Source organism: Micromonospora echinaurantiaca (genome assembly GCF_900090235.1).
GTDB classification, from domain to species: Bacteria; Actinomycetota; Actinomycetes; order Mycobacteriales; family Micromonosporaceae; genus Micromonospora; species Micromonospora echinaurantiaca.
The window spans coordinates 4,803,359-4,823,176 of the sequence record NZ_LT607750.1; the positions used below are offsets into that span (position 1 = coordinate 4,803,359).

The window sequence follows — 19,818 nt, forward strand, 5'->3', positions numbered from 1 at the left end:
ACGCACCCGCCGGGTCCGCCCGGCTCAGTCCTGCAACCGCCGGCGCAGCGTCAGCTCCGTCCCGTCCGGGGTGCGGTCGACGGTCAGCTCGCCCAGCGCCCTGATCAGCGACAGCCCGCGTCCGCGGAAGCCGGCCCCGGTCGACTCCCGCCACCGGCCGCTGTCCCGGATGGTGGCCACCACCGTGCGGTCCTCGATGGTCACCTCGATCCCGATCATCGCCTCGGCCGGGTCGACCGGATGCTCGATGGCGTTGGCCGCCGCCTCCGAGACCGCCACCGTCAGGTCGAACAGGTCCGTCTCGCCGACCCGGTGGGCGACCAGGAAGTCCTCCAGCCGCTTGCGCAGCACGCTCAGCCGGGTCGGGTCGGCCGGCAGCCGCAACGCGAACCGGTTGAGTTCGGTGGCCTCCAACGCGAGCACCGCGACGTCGTCCCGGCGGGGCCGCCCGGCGACCCGCCGCACCACCGCGTCGACCAGGTCGGCCACGTGTTCGCCGCGTTCCGCCGCGTCCGCGCGCAGCCGGGCCAGCGCCTCGTCGATGCCGAGCCGCCGGTCCTCGACCAGGCCGTCGGTGTAGAGCAGGAGTCGGCTGCCGGCGGTCAGCTCCCCCTCCGCCGTGCGGTAGGAGGTGCCGGGGATGGCGCCCACGGGTGGCCCGAGTGCCCGGTCGTGCAGGAACGCCACCTGGTCCCCTCGGATCAGCAGCGGGGACGGGTGACCGGCGCTGGCGTACCGGAGCCGGCCGGTGCGGGGACTGAACCAGAGGCAGACCACGGTGGCGAACGAGCGCCCCTCGGTTGTGCCGACGAGCCGGTTGAGTCGGGTCAGCGACTCGCCGGGGTCGAAGCCCTCCAGCACGTACGCCCGCAGCGCGTTGCGCAGCTGGCCCATGGCCGCGGCCGCCCGGACCCCCTTGCCGACCACGTCGCCGATCACCAGGACGAGCTCGTCGTCGCCGAGCGCGACCACGTCGTACCAGTCGCCGCCGACCTCCACGTCGGCGGTGCCGGGCAGGTAGCGGCTGGCGACCACGGCGCCGGGCAGCTGCGGCAGCGAGCGGGGCAGCAGGCTGTGCTGCAACGTGCTGGCGATCCGGTGTTCGGCCTCGTAGAGCTGGGCGTTCTCCAGCCGCACGCCGACCAGCCGGGCCAGCTGGGTGAGCGCGGCCTCGTCGGTGTCCGCGCCGTCCCCGGGCGCGCGCCAGACCCGCAGCTCGCCGAGTTCCTCGCCGGTGGTGCCGGTGAGCGGCAGCGTGAACGAGGGCTCGGGCGGGGTGACGCCGCCCGCGTCCGCCTCGTAGCGGGTCCCGCCGGCCGACACCACCACCCGGGCCGCCTCGGCCAGGTTCAGCGCGTGCCCCGCGGCGACCTGGCACACCTCGGCGGTGGAGCGGGCGCCGTTCACCGCCACCGCCGCGTCGGCCAGCCCGCGCAGCCGCCGGATGATCTGCCCGCGCAGCTGCCCCAGTTCGACGTTGGTCCGGACCCGGGCGACCAGTTCCTGCCCGGAGAAGGGCTTGGTGAGGTAGTCGTCGGCACCGACCGACAGCCCGGCGACCTCCTCGGCCGGGCCGGCCCGGGCGGAGAGCAGCACGATCGGCACGTACCGGGTCCGCGGATCGGCGCGCAGCGCCGCGACCAGCCCGAAGCCGTCCAGCCGGGGCATCATCACGTCGGTCAGCACCAGGTCGAACGGGCTCTCCACGGCCCGCCGCAGCGCTTCCAGGCCGTCGGGGACCGCCACCACCTCCCAGGTCGGGGAGAGCAGCCGGGTGACGTGTTCCCGCAGGTCGACGTTGTCGTCGGCGAGCAGGATCCGGCCGGCGGGCGGCCCGGCCGACGGGCCGGCCGGGGCCTGGTCGGTGACCGGCCCGGTCCACAGCGCGGTCTCCGCGACGTAGAGACCGGCCTGCTGCGGCTCGGCGCGCGGGTACGCCGCCGGGTCGGCCACCCGGTCCCCCGGCAGGTGCCGGGTGCCGAACGGGACGGTCACCGTGAACGTGCTGCCCGCGTCGATCCGGCTGCTGACGGCCACCCGCCCGCCGTGCATCTCGACCAGTTCGCGGACCAGCGCGAGCCCGATCCCGGTGCCCTCGTGGGTGCGCGAGCGGGCGCCGGGCACCCGGTGGAAGCGTTCGAAGACGTGCGGCAGCTCGTCCGGCTCGATGCCGACGCCGGTGTCGGTGACCTCCAGCCGGGCGGCGTCGCCGACCGCCGCGACCCGGACCCGGATCTCGCCGTCGAAGGTGAACTTCACCGCGTTCGAGACCAGGTTGAGCACGATCTTCTCCCACATGTCCCGGTCCACGTGGACCGGCGCCGGCAGCGGCGGGCAGTCCACCACCAGGCGCAGGCCGGCCCGCTCGGTCGCGGAACGGAACGTGCTGGCCAGTTGGGCGGTGTAGCTGGCCAGGTCGGTGGGCTGGTAGCGGGCGGTGAGCCGGCCCGACTCCAGCCGGGAGAAGTCGAGCACCGTGTTGACCAGCTTGAGCAGCCGCAGCGCGTTGCGGTGCATGGTGGTCAACCGGTCGGTGTACGTCTCGGTCAGCGCCGGGTCGGCGAGCAGTTCCTCCAGCGGGCCGAGCACCAGGGTGAGCGGGGTGCGGAACTCGTGACTGACGTTGGCGAAGAAGTTGGTCTTGGCCCGGTCCAGGGCGGCCACCTCCGCGGACCGGGCACGCTCCTGCTCGTACGCCAATTGCCGGCCGACCGCCCGGGAGAGCTGCGCGGCGACCAGGTCGAGGAAGTGCCGGTAGTCGGCGGTGAGCGGGAGCCGGCGCGCGACGCCGAGCACGACGGCGCCGACGGTCTCGTTGGCGGCACTGACCGGCAGCAGCAGCGCCTGCCCGGCGGCGCCGGCCGGCACCGCGTCCAGCAGGTCGGCGGCCTCGACGGCGGTGGCACCGTCGGGGTCGAGGCGGTCGAGCACCGCCGGCGGCGGCAGGGCCGCCGATCCGGCGGCCACCCCCGAGCAGCCGGCGAGGGTGACCGCACCGGCGGCGTCGGGCAGGTAGAGCAGGGCGAAGGGCAGGTCGGCGCGGTGCCGGTCGAGCACGCCGACGGCGGTACGGCCGAGTTCGGCCAGGCCGTTCACCTCGGCCAGCTCGGAGCCGAGCTCGGCCAGGGCCCGCAACCGGCGCTCGCCGAGCACCCGCCCGGTCGTCTCGTTGACGATGCAGAAGATGCCGTCGACCGTGCCGTCGAGGCCGCGGATCGGGTCGTAGGAGACGTTGAAGTAGGTCTGTTCCACGAACCCGTGCCGGTCCAGCAGGAAGAGATGGTCCTCGCCGCGGTAGGACCGGCCGGTGCGTCGGACGCCGTCCAGCAGCGGGGCCAGCACGTCCCAGGTCTCCGCCCAGTACTCGCGGGCCGGCTGGCCGAGCACCTCGGGATGCTTGGCCCCGATGGTCGGCCGATAGGCGTCGTTGTAGAAGGCCAGCCGCTCCGGGCCCCAGAACATCACGATCTGCGCGCTGGAGGCGAGCATGGTGCTGACCGCGTTGGCCAGCGCCGCGGGCCAGTCGCGCGGATGGCCGACCGGGCTGGTGGACCAGTCGAAGGCGGCCAGCCGCCGACCCATCTCGCCGCCGTTGGCGAAGGCGGCGGCGAGCTGCGGAGGAACATTCCCGTCGGCACCATCGAGGGGTCGATCCTCGTTCGCGCCCCCCAGGGCCGAGCTCATGCAGCCTCCCGCTTCGGCCATCCCCGCCTCGGCCGGTGATCGATCGATCGGCCGTGCCCCGCCCAGTACCCCGGCGAAGCGGCAAGGTAACGCATTACCGCCGGAGGACGCTGAATACCGGGCCGCCAACCCGCCGGTGGTGACCCGCCAGTGGGACGACCCCGGCCCACACCGTCCGCGACCCGCCTGGCGCGGGCCGCCCGGGATGCCAGCGAATGCCGGCCTCCCGGTCCTGTTGACGGGACTTACCCCGGGCGACGGAGTCGGATCCGCGGTCTAACTGTGACCTCGGTAACACTTCGGCACCGTCCACATCGCGCACCGGCCATCGAGGGCCGGACGCCACGGTGCGGGGACCGGGCGGCGACGCCGCGGGAACGGACCGGTCGCCGGGCGGCGACCCGCGGGTGGGCCGGTCAGCGGTCACCTCGGCGCGGTGGCGCGCCGGCCGGCGGCCCGGACCAGCGCGGTGAGCGGCCGGGGATCGGCCGCGTTCTCCGGATGCCACTGCACGCCCAGGACGAAGGGCCGGTCCGGGTCCTCCACCGCCTCCACCACCCCGTCGTCCGACCAGCCGGTGACCGCCAGCCGGCCCGGGTCGGCGACCGCCTGGTGGTGGTACGAGTCGACCCGGTCCACGCCGGCCATCACCCGGGCCGCCAGGCTGCCCGGGGCGAACCGCACACCGTGCCCGCCGTAGACGCCCGGCGCGGGGCGGTGCCCCTCGTGGCCGACCAGGTCGGGCAGGTGCTGGTGCAGCGTGCCGCCGCAGGCCACCACGAGCAGCTGCATCCCCCGGCACACGCCGAGCACCGGCAGCCCGGCGGCGAGCGCGCCGTCGAGCAGGGCCAGCTCCCCGGCGTCCCGCCCCGGCCGGCTCTCGGTCCGGGGCGCGGGCAGCTGGCCGTACCGGCCCGGGTCGACGTCGGCTCCGCCGGCCAGCACCAGCCCGTCCAGCACCCGCACCACGTCGGCGTCCAGGTCGTCCGGGGGCAGCACCAACGCCCGGCCGCCGGCCGCGGTGACCGCCCGGACGTACGCCTGCGGCACCAGCACCGCCGGGACCTCCCGCCAGACTCCCCAGCTGGCCGGCTCGACGTACGCGGTGACGCCGATCAGCGGCCGGGTCACAGCGGCGTCACGTACGCGCCGGTGATGCCGCCGTCGACGACGAACTGGGCGGCGGTCATGAACGAGGCGTCGTCGCTGGCCAGGAAGGCCACCGCGGCGGCGATCTCCTCCGGTTCGCCGAACCGGCCCATCGGCACGTGCACCAGCCGGCGGGCGGCCCGGTCCGGGTCGGCGGCGAAGAGTTCCCGCAGCAGCGGGGTGGCGACCGGGCCGGGGCAGAGCGCGTTGACCCGGATGCCCTCCCGGGCGAACTGCACGCCCAGCTCGCGGGTCATCGCCAGCACCCCGCCCTTGCTCGCGGTGTACGCGATCTGCGAGGTGGCCGCCCCCATCAGCGCCACGAACGAGGCGGTGTTGATGATCGAACCCTTGCCCTGCCGCCGCATGTGCGGGATCGCGTACTTGCAGCAGAGGTAGACGCTCGTGGTGTTGACCCGCAGCACCCGCTCCCAGGCCTCGATGCCGGTGGTCAGGATCGAGTCGTCGTCCGGCGGCGAGATGCCGGCGTTGTTGAACGCGATGTCCACCCGGCCGTGCCGCGCGGCCACCCCGTCGAACAGGTCCCGCACGGCCGCCTCGTCGGCCACGTCCGCCGCGACGAACTCCCCGCGGACCTCGTCCGCGGCCCGCTTGCCCGCCTCGGCGTCGATGTCCACGCAGACCACCCGGGCTCCCTCGGCGGCGAACCGCCGCGCGGTGGCCAGCCCGATCCCACTGCCCGCCCCGGTGACCACGGCCACCCGGTCCTGCAACCGACCCTGCACTGGTCCTCCCCCATCTGCTCGTCCGGCCGGACGTCCGCCGCCGGCTCCACCGTCCGCCGGCTCGACCGGCACCCGTTCCGTGCCGGCCGCCGGCTCAGCTCTCCGTCGCGATGAAGACGTTCTTGACGTCGGTGAAGGCGTGCAGCGCGTCCGGGCCGAGTTCCCGACCCAGCCCGGAGCGCTTCATCCCGCCGAACGGGGTCCAGTACCGCACCGAGGAGTGCGAGTTGACGCTGAGGTTGCCGGACTCCACCGCCCGGGCCACCCGCACCGCCCGGCCGACGTCCCTGGTCCAGATCGAGCCGGAGAGGCCGTACTCGGTGTCGTTGGCGAGCCGGACCGCGTCGGCCTCGTCATCGAAGGGCAGCACCGAGACCACCGGACCGAAGATCTCCTCCCGCCAGTGCCGGTCGGTGGGCGCCTCGGCGAGCAGCACGGTCGGGGGGTACCACCAGCCGGGGCCGGTCGGGCAGGAGCCGGTGTACGCCACCCGGGCACCGTCGACGTAGCCGGCGACCCGGTCCCGCTGGCCGGCCGAGATCAGCGGGCCCATCTCGGCGGTCTCCCCGGCCGGGTCCTCCACCCGCAGAGCCCGCACCGCGGGTTCCAGCAGTTCCAGGAACCGGTCGTACACCGGCCGCTGGACCAGGATCCGGGACCGCGCGCAGCAGTCCTGGCCGGCGTTGTCGAAGACCGCGTACGGGGCGGTCGCGGCGGCCCGTGCCAGGTCGGCGTCGGCGAAGACCAGGTTGGCGCTCTTGCCGCCCAGCTCCAGGGTGACCCGCTTCACCTGGGCCGCGCAGCCGGCCATGATCCGGGTGCCGACCTCGGTGGAGCCGGTGAAGCAGATCTTGCGGACCGCCGGGTGGGTGACGAACCGCTCCCCGACCACCGAACCCGCGCCGGGGAGCACGGTGAACACGTCCTCGGGCAGCCCCGCCTCGCGGGCCAGCTCGGCCAGGCGCAGCGCGGTCAGCGGGGTCAGCTCGGCCGGCTTGAGCACCACCGTGTTGCCGGCCGCCAGCGCCGGCGCGAAGCCCCAGGCGGCGATCGGCATCGGGAAGTTCCACGGCACGATCACCCCGACCACGCCGAGCGGCTCGTGGAAGGTGACGTCCAGCCCGCCCGGCACCGGGATCTGCCGGCCGGTGAGGCGCTCGGGCGCGCCGGCGTAGTAGTCGAGCACGTCGCGGACGTTGCCCGCCTCCCACCGGGCGTTGCCGATGGTGTGCCCCGAGTTGCGCACCTCCAGCCCAGCAAGTTCCTCCAGGTGCGCGTCGACCACCGCGGCGAACCGTCGCAGCAGCCGGGCCCGCTCGCCCGGCGCGACCGCCCGCCACCGCTCGAACGCCCCCGCCGCCCGCCCGATCGCCGCGTCGACCTCCCCGGCCGAGGCGCCCGCCACCTCGGCCACCACCTCGCCGGTGGCCGGATTCCTCACCTCGGTCACGACCGCCACCCTCCTGCTCGCCGATGCCGCCGCTGCCGCCCGGACGGCCGCCCGGCAGGGCGGAACCCGGGCGGGACGCCCGCGACCACCCGGGCCGACGCGGCGTCAGAGGCGTTCGAAGCCACGGACCAGTTCCCAGTCGGTGACGGCGGCGTCGAAGGCGGTCAGCTCGACCCGGGCGTGGTTGGCGTAGTGAGCGACCACCTCGGCGCCGAAGGCCTCGGCGGCCAGGGACGAGTCCGCCCAGAGGGCGAGGGCGTCGCGCAGCGTGCCGGGCACCCGCTCGGCGGCCCGGTCGTCGTAGGCGTTGCCGGTGCACTCCTCACCCAGCGGCAGTTCCCGTTCGATGCCGTGCACCGCCCCGGCGATCAACGCCGCGATGGCCAGGTACGGGTTCACGTCCGCCCCGGGCACCCGGTTCTCCACCCGCATGCCCTGGCCGTGGCCGACCAGCCGCAGCGCGCAGGTGCGGTTGTCGGTGCCCCAGCGCAGCGCGGTCGGGGCGAACGAGCCGGGCTGGTAGCGCTTGTAGGAGTTGACGTTCGGGGCGAAGAGGAGGCTGAACTCGCGCATGGTGGCCAGCAGCCCGGCCAGCACCCGCTGCCCGGTCACCGACAGGTGCGCCGGGCCGTCGCCGAGCAGGGCCGACCGGCCGGCGGTGTCGCGCAGCGAGAAGTGGATGTGGCAGGAGTTGCCCTCGCGGGCGTTCGGCTTGGCCATGAAGGTGATCGACATGCCCTCCTGGGCGGCGATCTCCTTCGCCCCGTTCTTGTAGATGACGTGGTGGTCGGCGCAGGCCACCGCCTCGTCGTAGCGGAAGGCGATCTCGTGCTGGCCGAGGTTGCACTCGCCCTTGGCGCTCTCCGGGGTCAGCCCGGCACCGGCCATCTCCCGCCGGATCCGGCGCAGCAGCGGCTCCACCCGGGCGGTGCCGAGCAGCGAGTAGTCCACGTTGTACTGGTTGGCGGGGGTGAGATCGCGGTAGCCGCGCCGCCACGCCTGCTCGTACGAGTCGCGGTACAGCACGAACTCCAGCTCGGTGCCGGCGTACGCGGTCAGCCCGTGCTCGGCGAGCCGCTCCACCTGCCGGCGCAGGATCTGCCGGGGCGAGGCGATCACCGGCCCGGCCCCGTCCAGCCAGGCCAGGTCGGCCAGCACCAGGGCGGTGCCCGGCTGCCAGGGCACCCGGCGCAGGGTGTCGAAGTCGGGCAGCATGGCGAAGTCGCCGTAGCCCCGCTCCCAGCCGGACATGGCGTACCCGTCAACGGTGTTCATGTCCACGTCGACCGCGAGCAGGTAGTTGCACCCCTCGCTGCCGTGCGCGACCACCTGGTCCAGGAAGTAGGGCGCGTGGAACCGCTTGCCCTGCAACCGGCCCTGCATGTCGACCAGGGCCAGCACCACCGTGTCGATCTCGTGCTCGGCGACGGCGACCCGCAGTTGTTCCAATGTGAGCGGCGCTCTCCTCATCCGCGGGCCTCCATCACCAAGGTCTACCGGCAGTACACGATCACCGTCAATGCCCGCCGGCCGGGTGCCGGCAAACCGCCGCCCGGCCGTCACTCACGCCGGCTCGTCGGCCCGATCGCCGTCCGCCCGATCGCCGTCGGCCGCGGCCCGGGGCGCCGGCAGGTCGACGGTACGCACCGGGCCGGTGAACCACCGCCGGGCCGAGGCGTACCACCAGAGCGCCACCAGCAGCAGCACCCCGCCCACCGCGATCGGCGCGTAGTTCACCGCCGACCAGGTGAAGTCGGGGTTGCCGGGCACCCCGGCGGGAACGATCGGCAGCACGAAGTAGATCGAGATCACCGCGATCTCGATCACCGCCATCCAGCCGAGCAGCTTGTACCGCGGGCCGAGCGTCCACGGCCCCGGGACGAATCGGTCCCCCATCCGCAGCCGCAGGTAGATGGGGATGATGAAGGAGAGGTAGAGCCCGATCACCGCGACCGACACCACCGCGTAGAAGGCGACCGGGATGCCGTCCGGGCTCTGGTAGAGGGCGGGCAGGGTGAGCACCAGGCCGGCCAGGGTGGCCCCGATGATCGCGTTCCCCGGGGTGCCGTTGCGGTCCACCCGGGACCAGAGCCGCCAGCCCGGTACGGCCCGGTCCCGGCTGAACGCGTACGCCATCCGGCTCATCGAGGTCACGCAGCTCATCCCGCAGAAGAACTGCCCGATGGTGGAGATGATGATGACCGTCTTGAAGAAGAACGGGGTCAGCGCGGACTCGAAGATCGCGCCGGAGAAGCCACCCGCCGCGTTGACCGCCTCGACGTCGGTGGCGGCGAAGAGGAAGGCCAGCAGCAGGATCCAGCCGCCGACGGCGGAGTAGAAGATCGACTGCCACAGGCCGCGGGCGGCGGCCTGGGAAGCGCCGCGGGTCTCCTCGGAGACGTGCGCGCAGGCGTCGAAGCCGGTGATCGTGTACTGGGTGAGCAGGAAGCCCAGCGGCAGCACGTAGAACCAGAAGGTCAGCCCGCTGGTGTCGCCGTCGCCGAAGCCGGAGTTGTTGAACCGCTCGGTGAAGACGAACTGGAAGCTCTGGTGGTCGTCCGGGACGAGGACCAGGATGGCCACCACGGCGGCCGCGCCGGCCACGTGCCACCAGACCGACACGTTCTGGAGTACGTCGATGATCCGGTGCCCGAGGATGTTGATCAGCCCGTGCAGCACCAGGATGATCACGAAGAGGATGAACGCCTGCCGCAGCGTCCCCGCCCAGCCGTCGAAGAGCGCGGACAGGGTGAGGTTGAGGAACGTCGCGCAGCCGTAGTCGACCGACGCGGTGACCGCGACCAGGCCGATCAGGTTGAGCCAGCCGGTGAACCAGCCGTGCACCGGCCGGCCCATCCGCGCCGCCCACCAGTAGATCCCGCCCGCGGTCGGGTAGGCGCTGACCAGCTCGGCCAGGCAGAAGCCGATGATCAGGATGAACAGCGAGATGAGCGGCCAGCCCCAGGAGACCGCGACCGGCCCGCCGTTGTTCCACGCCTGGCCGAAGGTGGTGAAGCAGCCGGCCAGGATCGAGATGATGGAGAACGAGATGGCGAAGTTGGAAAAGCCGCTCCACTTGCGGCGCAGCTCCTGCTTGTAGCCGAGTTCGGCGAGTCGTCGGGCGTCGTCGTCCATCGGCTGCTCGGCGGTCGGCGCGGGCGTCGTGGCCACTGCACACCTCCTCGAGGCGGATCCCCGGTGCGAGTGGGCAAAGTGTCGTCCCGCCGATCAAGGCGGTCAATACGTCACGGGTGGGAATGTCACCGCCGGCCGGGCTAATTCCGTTGCCGGCCCGGGTCGCCGGGGCGCATCCTTGACCTCGTGACCAGGCCCGATCGCGACGGGCCGACGCCGGGCGCTCGGACCGCCCCGGCACCGCGGCGGCGCGGGGCACGTCACCTCTCTCTCACCGTACGGCGGTGCGCCGTACCCGACACCCGCCCCGCGCCGCCACCCCGCCGTCAGGTCAGCAGCAGCCCGGCGACCCAGAGGGCGGCGATGAGCAGGCCGGCGAGGAACTCGACCAGCATCGCCAGCCCGGCCGCCGCCACCGCCTGCTTCGTCGCCGGCCAGGCCAGCCGCGAGTCGCCCAGGCGCAACCGTTCCGCCGCCCACACCCCGCCGACGAAGCCGAGCACCAGCCCGACCACCGGGACGACGAAGAAGCCGACCAGCCCCAGCAGCCCGCCGGCCAGCAGCGACGAGGTGGGCACGCCGGTGCGCTTCAGGTTCCGCCCCGGCCAGGCGTACTTGACCACCGTCCCGCCGAGGGCCACCAGGGTGGCGGCGGCGAGCACCAGCCAACGGCCGCCGCCCGCGCCGCCGAAGAGCGCCCAGACCAGCACCCCGCCCCAGCACAGCGGCAGCGCCGGCAGGCCGGGCACCACCACCCCGGCCAGCCCGGCCAGGATGGCCAGCGCGGCGAGCACCGAGACGGCCGCCTGCGAGTCGGTCAGGCTCATGCCGCCACCTCTTTGCCGCGCAGCCGGGCGGTTATCCGGTCGGCCGGCATCGGCGGGCCGAAGAACCGGCCCTGCCCGGTGTCGCAGCGCAGCGCCCGCAGCCGCTCGGCCTGCACCGGGGTCTCCACCGCCTCGGCGGTGACCCAGAGCTCCAGCGCGTGCGCCAACCGGACCAGCGCGTCGACGATCCGTTCGTCCCGGTGGTCGGCGGCCGCCTCGACGGCGTCCCCACGGATCCCCTCCACGAACGGCCCGGCCAGCTTCACGCAGTGGATCGGCAGCCGGCGCAGGTACGCCAGGTTGGAGTAGCCGGTGCCGAAGTCGTCGATGGCCAGCCGTACGCCCAGCGCGGCGAGCCGGTGCAGCGACCGCAACGGCTCCCCCGCGGTGCCCATCACCGCGCTCTCGGTCAACTCCAGCTGCAGCAGCTCCGCCGGCAGCCCGGTGGTGGCCAGCGCGTCCGCGACGGTGTCCACGATGGCCGGGTCGTCGGCCTGCCGGGCGGCCAGGTTGACGCTCACCACCAGCCGCGCCTCGGGGAACTGGCGCCGCCACTGCTCGGCGTCCCGGCAGGCCTGCCGGAGCACCCACTCACCCAGCCGGACGATCAGCCCGGTCTCCTCGGCCAGCCCGATGAACCGGTCCGGCCCGATCATGCCCAGCTCCGGGTGCTGCCAGCGGACCAGCGCCTCCACCGCGAGCATCGAGCCCTCCAACAGGGAGACGATGGGCTGGTACCGGAGCACGAACTCGCCCCGGTCCAGCGCGGCGGGCAGCCCGGCGGCGAGCGCGGAACGGGCGATGTCCCGGGCGCCACGCTCCGGGTCGTAGACCGCCCACCTGCCCCGCCCCTCGGCCTTGGCCCAGTACAGGGTGGTGTCCGCGGCCTTCATCAGCTCCGAGGCGCTGGTGCCGCCGACCGGGCACTCCACGATGCCGACGCTGGCCGACACGGCCAGCTGCTGGTCGCCGACGTGCACCGGGGCGGCGACCGCGGCCAGCGCGGCCTCGGCGACCGCCACCGCCTCGTCCATCCCGTCGCCGTCGTCGACCAGGATGACGAACTCGTCGCCGCCCATCCGGGCGACCAGGTGGCCCCGGCTGGCCACCGACTCGGCCAGCCGTCGGGCGATCACGACCAGCAGGCGGTCGCCGAAGTCGTGGCCGAGGCTGTCGTTGATCGCCTTGAAGCCGTCCAGATCCAGGAAGCAGATCCCGACCCGGTGCTCGGGGGACGCGGCGTCGAAGATCCGGCCGAGCGTCTCGAAGAACAGCGTCCGGTTCGGCAGGCCGGTGAGCGGATCGTGCAGCGCCTGGAACCGCAGCCGCTGCTGGAGTTCGTACCGCTCGGTGATGTCCTCGATCATGGCCACGGTGAACCGGGGCCGGCCGTCGTGGTGCCGGATCAGCGACACGGCCAGGTCGGTCCAGAGCACGCTGCCGTCCTTGCGGTGGTAGCGCTTCTCCAGCCGGGCGGAGTCCTGCTTGCCCTCGACCAGTTCCTGGTAGAGCTCCCACATCTCGGGTGCGTCGTCGGCGTGGAACAGCGACCCCACGTCCGTCTGCCGCAGCTCGTCGACGGAGTAGCCGAGCATGTCGGCGAACGCCTGGTTGACGTCGATGATCCGACCGTCCACCCCGGCGATGCCGATCCCGATCGCCGCGCCGGTGAAGACCGCGCGGAACCGGGCCTCGCTGTCCCGCAGCGCCTGCTCCACCTCGTCCCGGGCCTGCCAGGCCGACCGGGCGATCCGCTCCTGCTGGCTGAAGGTGCGGTCGCGCAGCGCCCGGGCGAAACCCTCGGCGAGCCCGCCCTGCAGGGCCGCGATCCGCCCGGTGGCCCCCTCTGGCCGCGCTCGGGCGGGCACCACCTCGGCGAGGAACCGGTCGCCGAGCGAGCGCACCGACCAGTCCAGCATCCGCGGCTCGGTCAGGTGCGCCTCGACCAGCGCCCGGCCGACCTCCTCGGCCGGCCGGGCGGAGAACCGTTCGGCGAGCAGGGCCTGGGCCAGCCGCACGGTGTGCACGAGCAGCAGCCGCTCGGTCTCGGCCGCGTCCAGCGGCACGAACCCGAGCCGGCGCAGCGCGCGGGCCCAGTCCGCCGCGTACCCCTGGGCGCCGGTCCGGCTGATCTCGTCCCCGCCGGGGTCCGGGACGGCGGCCATGGGTCAGCCGGCGGGCTGGTCGTACCGGGCGACGCCGCCGAAGGCGCCGAACCGCTCCGGGTGGTCGTCCACGTCGGACGGCGAGTCGGGCCGCCACAGCGGCATGTGCACCACGCCGGGCTCCAGGATGGTCCAGTCGCCGAAGAAGCCGGTGATCTCGGCCCGCGAGCGCAGGCTGATCTCGGTGTCGGTACGCGCCGAGAGCCGCTGCGCGTCGAGCATCTCCTGCGGCTGGTCCTCGTAGGTCGAGTGGGAGATCACCAGGTAGCTGCCCGGGGCGGCGGCCGCCCGCAGGGTGGCCAGGATCTCGCCGGGCCGGTCGGCGTCCGGGATGAAGTGCACCACCCCGGCCAGCAGGATGCCCAGCGGCCGGGTGAAGTCGAGCAGGTTCAGCTCCCGGGCCTCGGCGAGGATCCGCTCCGGCTCGCGCAGGTCGGCGTGGATCACCCCGGTCAGGTCGTTGCCGGCGAGCAGTTCGCGGCTGTGCGCCACCGCGACCGGGTCGATGTCGACGTAGACCACCCGCGCCTTCGGGTTGGCCGTCTGGGCCACCTCGTGCACGTTGCCCACGGTCGGGATGCCGGAGCCGATGTCGAGGAACTGGTCGATGCCGGCGTCGAGCAGCGCCCGGACGGCCCGGCGGAGGAACTCCCGGCCGGCGCGCATGGTGGCCGCGAGGTTCGGCGTCATGCTGGCGATCTGCTCGGCGAGCTGCCGGTCGATCTCGAAGTTGTGCGCCCCGCCCAGGAAGTAGTCGTACACCCGGGCCGCGCTCGGCCGGGAAAGGTCGATCTCGACGGGAAGTCCGTCCGGCATCTGCACTGTGGCACCCCAAGTCGTCGCCGCGGTGCGGGAGGGAACCGGTGCCGGGGACGCGTGCGGGGCACGCGGCGGCCGCACCGGCCGACCCGCGGATCGTGTGGTGCTGACCACAATAGGCCCGACCGTCCCATTACGGGGAGCTCGGCCGGGCCGGCGGGAACGACCCGCGGACCGGGCGGCGCGAACCGCCTCGCCCGGGCCGGGCAGCGCAGGCCCCGGTGCCGCGGGGCGCGGGAAGTCAGTCCACCGACTCCAGCAGCAGCGAGATGCCCTGCCCGACGCCGACGCACATGGTGGCCAGTGCCCGCCGGCCGCCCCGGCGGCGCAGCTCCAGCGCGGCGGTCAGCGCCAGCCGGGCACCGCTGGCGCCCAGCGGGTGGCCGAGCGCGATCGCCCCGCCGTTCGGGTTGACGTGCTCGGCGTCCTCCGGCAGGCCCAGCTCGCGCAGCACCGCGACCGACTGCGCGGCGAACGCCTCGTTCAGCTCGATCACGTCGACCGCGTCGAGGCCGGTGCCGAGCCGGTCCAGCAGCTTCCGGGTGGCCGGCACCGGGCCGACGCCCATGACCCGGGGCGGCACGCCGGCCGCGGCGGCCCCGCTGACCCGGGCCAGCGGGGTGAGGCCGTACCGGGCCACCGCCGCCTCGCCGGCGACCAGCAGCGCCACCGCACCGTCGTTCACCCCGGAGGAGTTGCCGGCGGTCACCGTGCCGCCCTCGCGGAACGGAGTGGGCAGCGCGGCCAGCTTCTCCAACGAGGTCTCCCGGGGGTGCTCGTCCACCTCGACCAGCCGGGTGCCCTTGCGGCCCTCCGGCACGCTCACCGGCACGATCTCCTCGGCGAACCGGCCGTCGGCCTGCGCCTTCGCGGCGCGCTGCTGGGACCGGTACGCGAACGCGTCCTGCGCGGCCCGGTCCACCCCGTACTGGGCGGCGACGTTCTCCGCCGTCTCCGGCATCGAGTCGATCCCCCAGTGCCGCTTCATCAACGGGTTGACCAGCCGCCACCCGATGGTGGTGTCGTAGACCTCGGCCGTGCGGGAGAACGCGGAGGTGGCCTTCGGCATGACGAACGGCGCCCGGCTCATGCTCTCCACCCCGCCGGCCACCACCAGCTCGGCCTCGCCGGCCACGATGGCGCGGGCGGCGGTGGCCAGCGCGTCCAGGCCGGAGCCGCAGAGCCGGTTGACGGTGCTGCCGGGCACCTCCTCGGGCAGCCCGCCGAGCAGCGCCGCCATCCGGGCCACGTTGCGGTTGTCCTCGCCGGCCTGGTTGGCGCAGCCCAGGATCACGTCGTCCACCCGGGCCCAGTCCACCGACGGGTGCCGGGCGACCAGCTCGCGGATCACGTGCGCGGCCAGGTCGTCGGGGCGTACGCCGGCCAGGGCGCCGCCGTACCGGCCGATCGGGGTGCGGACACCGGCCACCAGGTATGCCACGGTCATCGCGAGTCCTTCGGGGGTGGGAAGGGTGGGACGGGAGCGTCCACCGGGTCGCGGGGGGACGCCCGGCCGCCAGGATATCCACGCCCGGGGCCGATAGGTTGACGGCATGACCCGGGCCCAGTTCAGCGCAGAGACCAGCGGCGGTGGCCAGTTCGTCCGACAGCCCAACCGGTTCACCGACCGGGTCACCCCGCACTCGACGTCCCCGCCCGGCGGCGGGCCGGACGAGCAGGGGCGTTGGCCGCTGGAGGCGGGCCGCTACCGGCTGATCTGGTGCCGGGCCTGCCCCTGGGCGCACCGGGCCCGGATCGTCCGCAACCTGCTCGGCCTGGCGGACGTCATCTCGCTGGGCACCGTCGACCCGATCCGGGACGAGCGGGGCTGGCGGTTCAGCCTCGACCCGGACGGGTTCGACCCGGTGCTGGGCATCGGCTTCCTCTCCGAGGCGTACCTGGTTACCGACCCGGACTACGCGGGGCGGGTGACCGTGCCGGCGCTGGTCGACACGCTCACCGGACGGGTGGTCACCAACGACTATCCGCAGCTCACCCTGGATCTCTCCACCGAGTGGCGGCGCTTTCACGCCCCCGACGCGCCGGATCTCTACCCGGTGCCGCTGCGTCCTGAGTTGGACGCGCTGATGGCGGAGATCCACCGGGACGTCAACAACGGCGTGTACCGGTGCGGCTTCGCCACCTCCCAGCAGGCGTACGACGAGGCGTTCCGGACGCTGTTCGCCCGGCTGGACGCGCTGTCCGAGCGGCTCGCCGGGCGCCGCTACCTGATGGGCGACGCGATCACCGAGGCGGACGTGCGACTGTTCACCACGCTGGTCCGTTTCGACGTGGCGTACCACGGCCACTTCAAGTGCAACCGGCAGAAGCTGACCGAGATGCCGGTGCTCTGGGCGTACGCCCGGGACCTGTTCCAGACCCCTGGCTTCGGCGAGACGGTCGACTTCGACCACATCAAGCGGCACTACTACGCCACCCACGAGATGATCAACCCGACCCGGATCGTGCCGCTCGGCCCCGACCTGTCCGGCTGGACCACCCCGCACGGGCGTGGCTGAACCGGCGCGGCGCGGCGGGATCGCGTCCCGGGCCGCCGCGGCGGTCGCCGCCGGCTGCACCGTGGCCGGAGCGGTCGCGGTGGCGGTCGCCGTGATCGCCGGTCCGGGTCCCGGCCTGACCGGGTACGTCAGCGAGGCCGGCATCGCCGGCACCGGCTACGCCCGGACGTACCGGATCGGCGTCTTTGCCCTGGCCACGGCGCTGTTGCTGCTGGCCGCGGCGCTGCCGCCGGCGCTGCGCGCGACCGCCGGGCTGCTCGCCGCGGGCGGGGTCTGCACGGTGATCTCCGGCGCGGTGACGTGCAGCGCCGGCTGCCCGCTGCCGCCGTTCGAGCGGGCCACCGTGGCGGACCTGGTGCACGGGAGCGCGAGCATCGCCGCGACCGCCTCCGTGGTGCTGGCGATGCTGGCGCTGCTGACCACTCCCGGCGCGCCCGCGGCGCTGCGCCGGATCGCCGGCCTGGGCGCGGTGCTGGCGGTGCCGCTGGCCGCCGCGATCGGGCTGGCGATCCTGCTGGTGGGGCGGGGCGGGCTGGTCGGCACGCTGGAGCGGCTGCTGCTCGCGGTGGTGGCCGGCTGGGGTCTGGTCACCGCGACCACGCTCGGGCTGGCAGCCGATCGTGACGGACGGGTCAACCGGCCATGACGGGCATGTAAGGACCGTCACGCCTGCCACTCCTTCCTCCGCCGGAACGGCGCGGAGTAGCCTCGGCAGGCGATGACCAACGTCTGGCACCTGACCGTGCGCCTGTACGTCGACCTCCGACTGCAGGCCAGCGGCGTCTGTCCGGCGCAGCCGCTCTCCTGACGCTGCCCTGACCGACCCCCAGACCCCTTGGACACATCAGCATGCCTTCCACCCTCCGCAAGATTCCCTTCTCCGTGCAGATCCTGCTCGGCCTCGTGCTCGGTGTGGCGCTCGGCTTCCTCGCCCGCGCCAACGACCTGAGCTGGCTGGCCAGCACCCTCGACACCGTCGGCGGCCTCTTTGTCCAGCTGCTGAAGCTGGCCGTGCCGCCGCTGGTCTTCACCGCGATCGTGGTCAGCGTGGTCAGCCTGCGCGGCGTGGCCAACGCCGCCCGGCTGGCGCTGAAGACGCTGCTCTGGTTCGGCCTCACCGCGCTGATCGCGGTGAGCGTCGGCATCGGCCTCGGCCTGCTCACCGACCCCGGCCGGGGCGTCACCCTGGATGTCGCGGGCGCCAGCGCGCCGAAGAAGACCGGCTCCTGGACCGACTTCCTCACCGGCATCGTGCCGACCAACCCGGTCGGCGCGTTCGTCGAGGGCAACGTGCTCCAGATCGTCTTCCTCGCGCTGGTCGTCGGCGCCGCCGCGCTGCTGGCCGGCGAGGCCGCCGAGCCGTTCGTGGCGCTCAACCGCTCGCTGCTGGAGATCGTCCAGAAGGCGCTCTGGTGGGTGATCCGGCTCGCCCCGATCGGCACCCTCGGCCTGATCGGCAACGCCGTCGCCGCGTACGGCTGGGACCTGGTGGCCCCGCTGGCCCGGTTCACCACCGCCGTCTACGTCGGCTGCGCGATCGTGCTGTTCGTGGTCTACCCGCTGCTGCTGGCGGCGGCCGGCCGGCTCAACCCGCTGCGCTTCTTCGCCGGCGCCTGGCCCGCGATCGAGCTGGCCTTCGTCTCCCGCTCCTCGGTGGGCACCATGCCGGTGACCCAGCGCTCCGTCGAGCGGCTCGGCGTGCCCCGCGAGTACGCCTCGTTCGCGGTGCCGTTCGGCGCCACCACGAAGATGGACGGCTGCGCCGCGATCTACCCGGCGCTGGCGGCGATCTTCGTCGCCCAGGTCTTCGGGGTTGACCTCGGCGTCACCGACTACCTGCTGATCGCCTTCGTCTCGGTGGTCGGCTCGGCCGCCACCGCCGGCCTGACCGGGGCGATCGTCATGCTCACCCTGACCCTGAGCACGCTCGGCCTGCCGCTGGCCGGCGCCGGCCTGCTGCTCGCCATCGACCCGATCCTGGACATGATCCGCACCGCCACCAACGTGGCCGGGCAGGCGCTGGTGCCGACCATCGTCGCGGCCCGGGAGGGCACCCTCGACCGGGCCGCGTACGACTCGGCCGGCCGCCGCTCGCCGGTCGACCCGGTCGAGCCGGCCGCGGCGGCGGACCGGCCCGCCCGTACCGACCGGCCGAGCCCCGTTCCGGCCTGAGCCGATCCGGCGCGGACCCCCGGCCCGGGGGTCCGCGCCGCCGTACCGGGAGGATGTCGCCCATGAGTCAGCTCTTCACGCCCCTGGCCCTGCGCGGGGTGACGCTGCCCAACCGGGTCGCCATGGCGCCGATGTGCCAGTACTGCGCCGGGCCGGACGGCCTGCCCACCGACTGGCACCTGGTGCACCTGGGCGCCCGGGCGGCCGGCGGCGTCGGGCTGGTGCTGACCGAGGCGACCGCGGTGCTGCCGGAGGGGCGGATCAGCCCCCAGGACACCGGCCTCTGGTCCGGCGCGCACGTCGACGCCTGGCGGCCGGTGACCGCCTTCCTCGCCGCGCACGGCGCGGTGCCGGCGGTGCAGCTCGCGCACGCCGGGTTCAAGGCGTCGACGTACCGGCCGTGGGCGCCGCGGCGGGGCGGGGTGCCCGACGCCGAGGGCGGCTGGACCCCGGTCGGCCCGGGCATCGAGCCGTTCCAGCCGGACTACCGGGTGCCCACCGCGCTGGACGCGGCCGGCATCGCCGGCGTGGTCGAGGCGTTCTCCACCGCAGCCGGCCGGGCGGTGGACGCCGGGTTCGCCGCGGTGGAGATCCACGCGGCGCACGGCTACCTGCTGCACGAGTTCCTCTCCCCGCTGACCAACCACCGCCGCGACGACTACGGCGGCGACCGGGCCGGCCGGATGCGGCTGACCCTGGAGGTGGCCCGCGCGGTCCGCGCCGCGGTCGGCGAGGACGTCCCGGTGCTGGCCCGCATCTCGGCCACCGACTGGGTGCCGGGCGGCTGGACGGTCGAGGACAGCGTCGTGCTCGCCGGTGAGCTGGCCGGCGCGGGCGTGGACCTGGTGGACTGCTCGTCCGGTGGGGCCGCCGCCGGCGCGAGCATCCCGGTCGGGCCGGGCTACCAGGTGCCGCTGGCCGCCCGGGTCCGCCGGGAGGCGGGTGTCGCCACCGGCGCGGTCGGGCTGATCGTCGAGCCGGAGCAGGCCGAGCAGATCGTCGCGACCGGCGCGGCCGACCTGGTGCTGCTCGGCCGGGAGCTGCTGCGCGACCCGTACTGGCCGCACCGCGCCGCCGCCAAGCTCGGCGCCACCCCCACCTGGCCCGCCCAGTACCTCCGCGCCACCTGACCCACCCCTTCTGCTCCGTTGA

The 19,818-nt window shown here is 74.2% G+C and carries 14 protein-coding genes; 4 read left to right on the plus strand and 10 right to left on the minus strand.

Features of this window, described 5'->3' with window-relative positions:
* Nucleotides 1-24: 24 nt before the first annotated feature.
* The 10 genes from GA0070609_RS21530 to pcaF all read right to left on the minus strand — a co-directional run bounded on the left by GA0070609_RS21530 (nucleotide 25) and on the right by pcaF (nucleotide 15,422).
* Nucleotides 25-3,684, minus strand: a complete 3,660-nt coding sequence (locus tag GA0070609_RS21530) for a SpoIIE family protein phosphatase (RefSeq protein ID WP_088995451.1) — start codon at nucleotides 3,682-3,684, stop codon at nucleotides 25-27.
* A 423-nt stretch (nucleotides 3,685-4,107) separates the two neighbouring features.
* A complete protein-coding gene (locus GA0070609_RS21535; RefSeq protein ID WP_088995452.1) occupies nucleotides 4,108-4,815 on the minus strand; it encodes a gamma-glutamyl-gamma-aminobutyrate hydrolase family protein in 708 nt (235 codons plus the stop codon).
* Nucleotides 4,812-5,579 (minus strand): 3-oxoacyl-ACP reductase, encoded by a 768-nt coding sequence (locus GA0070609_RS21540; protein WP_088995453.1) that lies wholly within the window; start codon nucleotides 5,577-5,579, stop codon nucleotides 4,812-4,814. The genes GA0070609_RS21535 and GA0070609_RS21540 overlap by 4 nt, the downstream gene beginning before the upstream one ends.
* 94 nt (nucleotides 5,580-5,673) lie before the next feature.
* Nucleotides 5,674-7,029 carry an aldehyde dehydrogenase family protein gene (locus tag GA0070609_RS21545; RefSeq protein ID WP_088997891.1) on the minus strand — a complete coding sequence of 452 codons (1,356 nt, stop codon included), beginning with the start codon at nucleotides 7,027-7,029 and terminating at the stop codon, nucleotides 5,674-5,676.
* 105 nt (nucleotides 7,030-7,134) lie between these two features.
* Nucleotides 7,135-8,499 (minus strand): glutamine synthetase family protein, encoded by a 1,365-nt coding sequence (locus GA0070609_RS21550; RefSeq protein ID WP_088995454.1) that lies wholly within the window; start codon nucleotides 8,497-8,499, stop codon nucleotides 7,135-7,137.
* Nucleotides 8,500-8,592: 93 nt separating this feature from the next.
* The gene (locus GA0070609_RS21555; protein ID WP_088995455.1) at nucleotides 8,593-10,200 is read right to left on the minus strand and encodes an amino acid permease; all 1,608 of its coding nucleotides are present in this window, start codon (nucleotides 10,198-10,200) and stop codon (nucleotides 8,593-8,595) included.
* Between the two features lie 290 nt (nucleotides 10,201-10,490).
* Nucleotides 10,491-10,991: a DUF456 domain-containing protein gene (locus GA0070609_RS21560; RefSeq protein WP_088995456.1), complete on the minus strand. Its 501-nt coding sequence runs from the start codon at nucleotides 10,989-10,991 to the stop codon at nucleotides 10,491-10,493.
* Complete coding sequence (locus GA0070609_RS21565) at nucleotides 10,988-13,156, minus strand: putative bifunctional diguanylate cyclase/phosphodiesterase (protein ID WP_088995457.1); 2,169 nt, start codon at nucleotides 13,154-13,156, stop codon at nucleotides 10,988-10,990. The genes GA0070609_RS21560 and GA0070609_RS21565 overlap by 4 nt, the downstream gene beginning before the upstream one ends.
* A gap of 3 nt (nucleotides 13,157-13,159) precedes the next feature.
* Nucleotides 13,160-13,978 (minus strand): SAM-dependent methyltransferase, encoded by an 819-nt coding sequence (locus tag GA0070609_RS21570; protein ID WP_088995458.1) that lies wholly within the window; start codon nucleotides 13,976-13,978, stop codon nucleotides 13,160-13,162.
* Between the two features lie 238 nt (nucleotides 13,979-14,216).
* Nucleotides 14,217-15,422, minus strand: a complete 1,206-nt coding sequence (pcaF, locus tag GA0070609_RS21575; protein ID WP_088995459.1) for a 3-oxoadipyl-CoA thiolase — start codon at nucleotides 15,420-15,422, stop codon at nucleotides 14,217-14,219.
* Between the two features lie 106 nt (nucleotides 15,423-15,528).
* Here pcaF and GA0070609_RS21580 point away from each other — a divergent pair, with 106 nt between their 5' ends.
* The 4 genes from GA0070609_RS21580 (at nucleotide 15,529) to GA0070609_RS21595 (ending at nucleotide 19,796) form a co-directional block, all read left to right on the plus strand.
* On the plus strand, nucleotides 15,529-16,494 hold the full coding sequence (locus GA0070609_RS21580; protein WP_088995460.1) for a glutathione S-transferase family protein: 966 nt from the start codon (nucleotides 15,529-15,531) through the stop codon (nucleotides 16,492-16,494).
* Nucleotides 16,487-17,140, plus strand: coding sequence for a DUF998 domain-containing protein (locus GA0070609_RS21585; protein ID WP_172899382.1), 654 nt, complete (start codon nucleotides 16,487-16,489; stop codon nucleotides 17,138-17,140). Before GA0070609_RS21580 ends, GA0070609_RS21585 begins: the two co-directional genes overlap by 8 nt.
* A gap of 203 nt (nucleotides 17,141-17,343) precedes the next feature.
* On the plus strand, nucleotides 17,344-18,666 hold the full coding sequence (locus tag GA0070609_RS21590; RefSeq protein ID WP_088995461.1) for a dicarboxylate/amino acid:cation symporter: 1,323 nt from the start codon (nucleotides 17,344-17,346) through the stop codon (nucleotides 18,664-18,666).
* A 62-nt stretch (nucleotides 18,667-18,728) separates the two neighbouring features.
* A complete protein-coding gene (locus GA0070609_RS21595; protein ID WP_088995462.1) occupies nucleotides 18,729-19,796 on the plus strand; it encodes an NADH:flavin oxidoreductase/NADH oxidase in 1,068 nt (355 codons plus the stop codon).
* Nucleotides 19,797-19,818 lie beyond the last annotated feature (22 nt).

Coding starts and splice junctions, on each gene's coding strand:
- GA0070609_RS21530 (WP_088995451.1), bottom strand. CDS start 3,684: ATGAGCTCGGCCCTGGGGGGCGCGAACGAGGATCGACCCCTCGATGGT.
- GA0070609_RS21550 (WP_088995454.1), bottom strand. CDS start 8,499: ATGAGGAGAGCGCCGCTCACATTGGAACAACTGCGGGTCGCCGTCGCC.
- GA0070609_RS21560 (WP_088995456.1), bottom strand. CDS start 10,991: ATGAGCCTGACCGACTCGCAGGCGGCCGTCTCGGTGCTCGCCGCGCTG.
- GA0070609_RS21565 (WP_088995457.1), bottom strand. CDS start 13,156: ATGGCCGCCGTCCCGGACCCCGGCGGGGACGAGATCAGCCGGACCGGC.
- pcaF (WP_088995459.1), bottom strand. CDS start 15,422: ATGACCGTGGCATACCTGGTGGCCGGTGTCCGCACCCCGATCGGCCGG.
- GA0070609_RS21580 (WP_088995460.1), top strand. CDS start 15,529: ATGACCCGGGCCCAGTTCAGCGCAGAGACCAGCGGCGGTGGCCAGTTC.
- GA0070609_RS21590 (WP_088995461.1), top strand. CDS start 17,344: ATGCCTTCCACCCTCCGCAAGATTCCCTTCTCCGTGCAGATCCTGCTC.
- GA0070609_RS21595 (WP_088995462.1), top strand. CDS start 18,729: ATGAGTCAGCTCTTCACGCCCCTGGCCCTGCGCGGGGTGACGCTGCCC.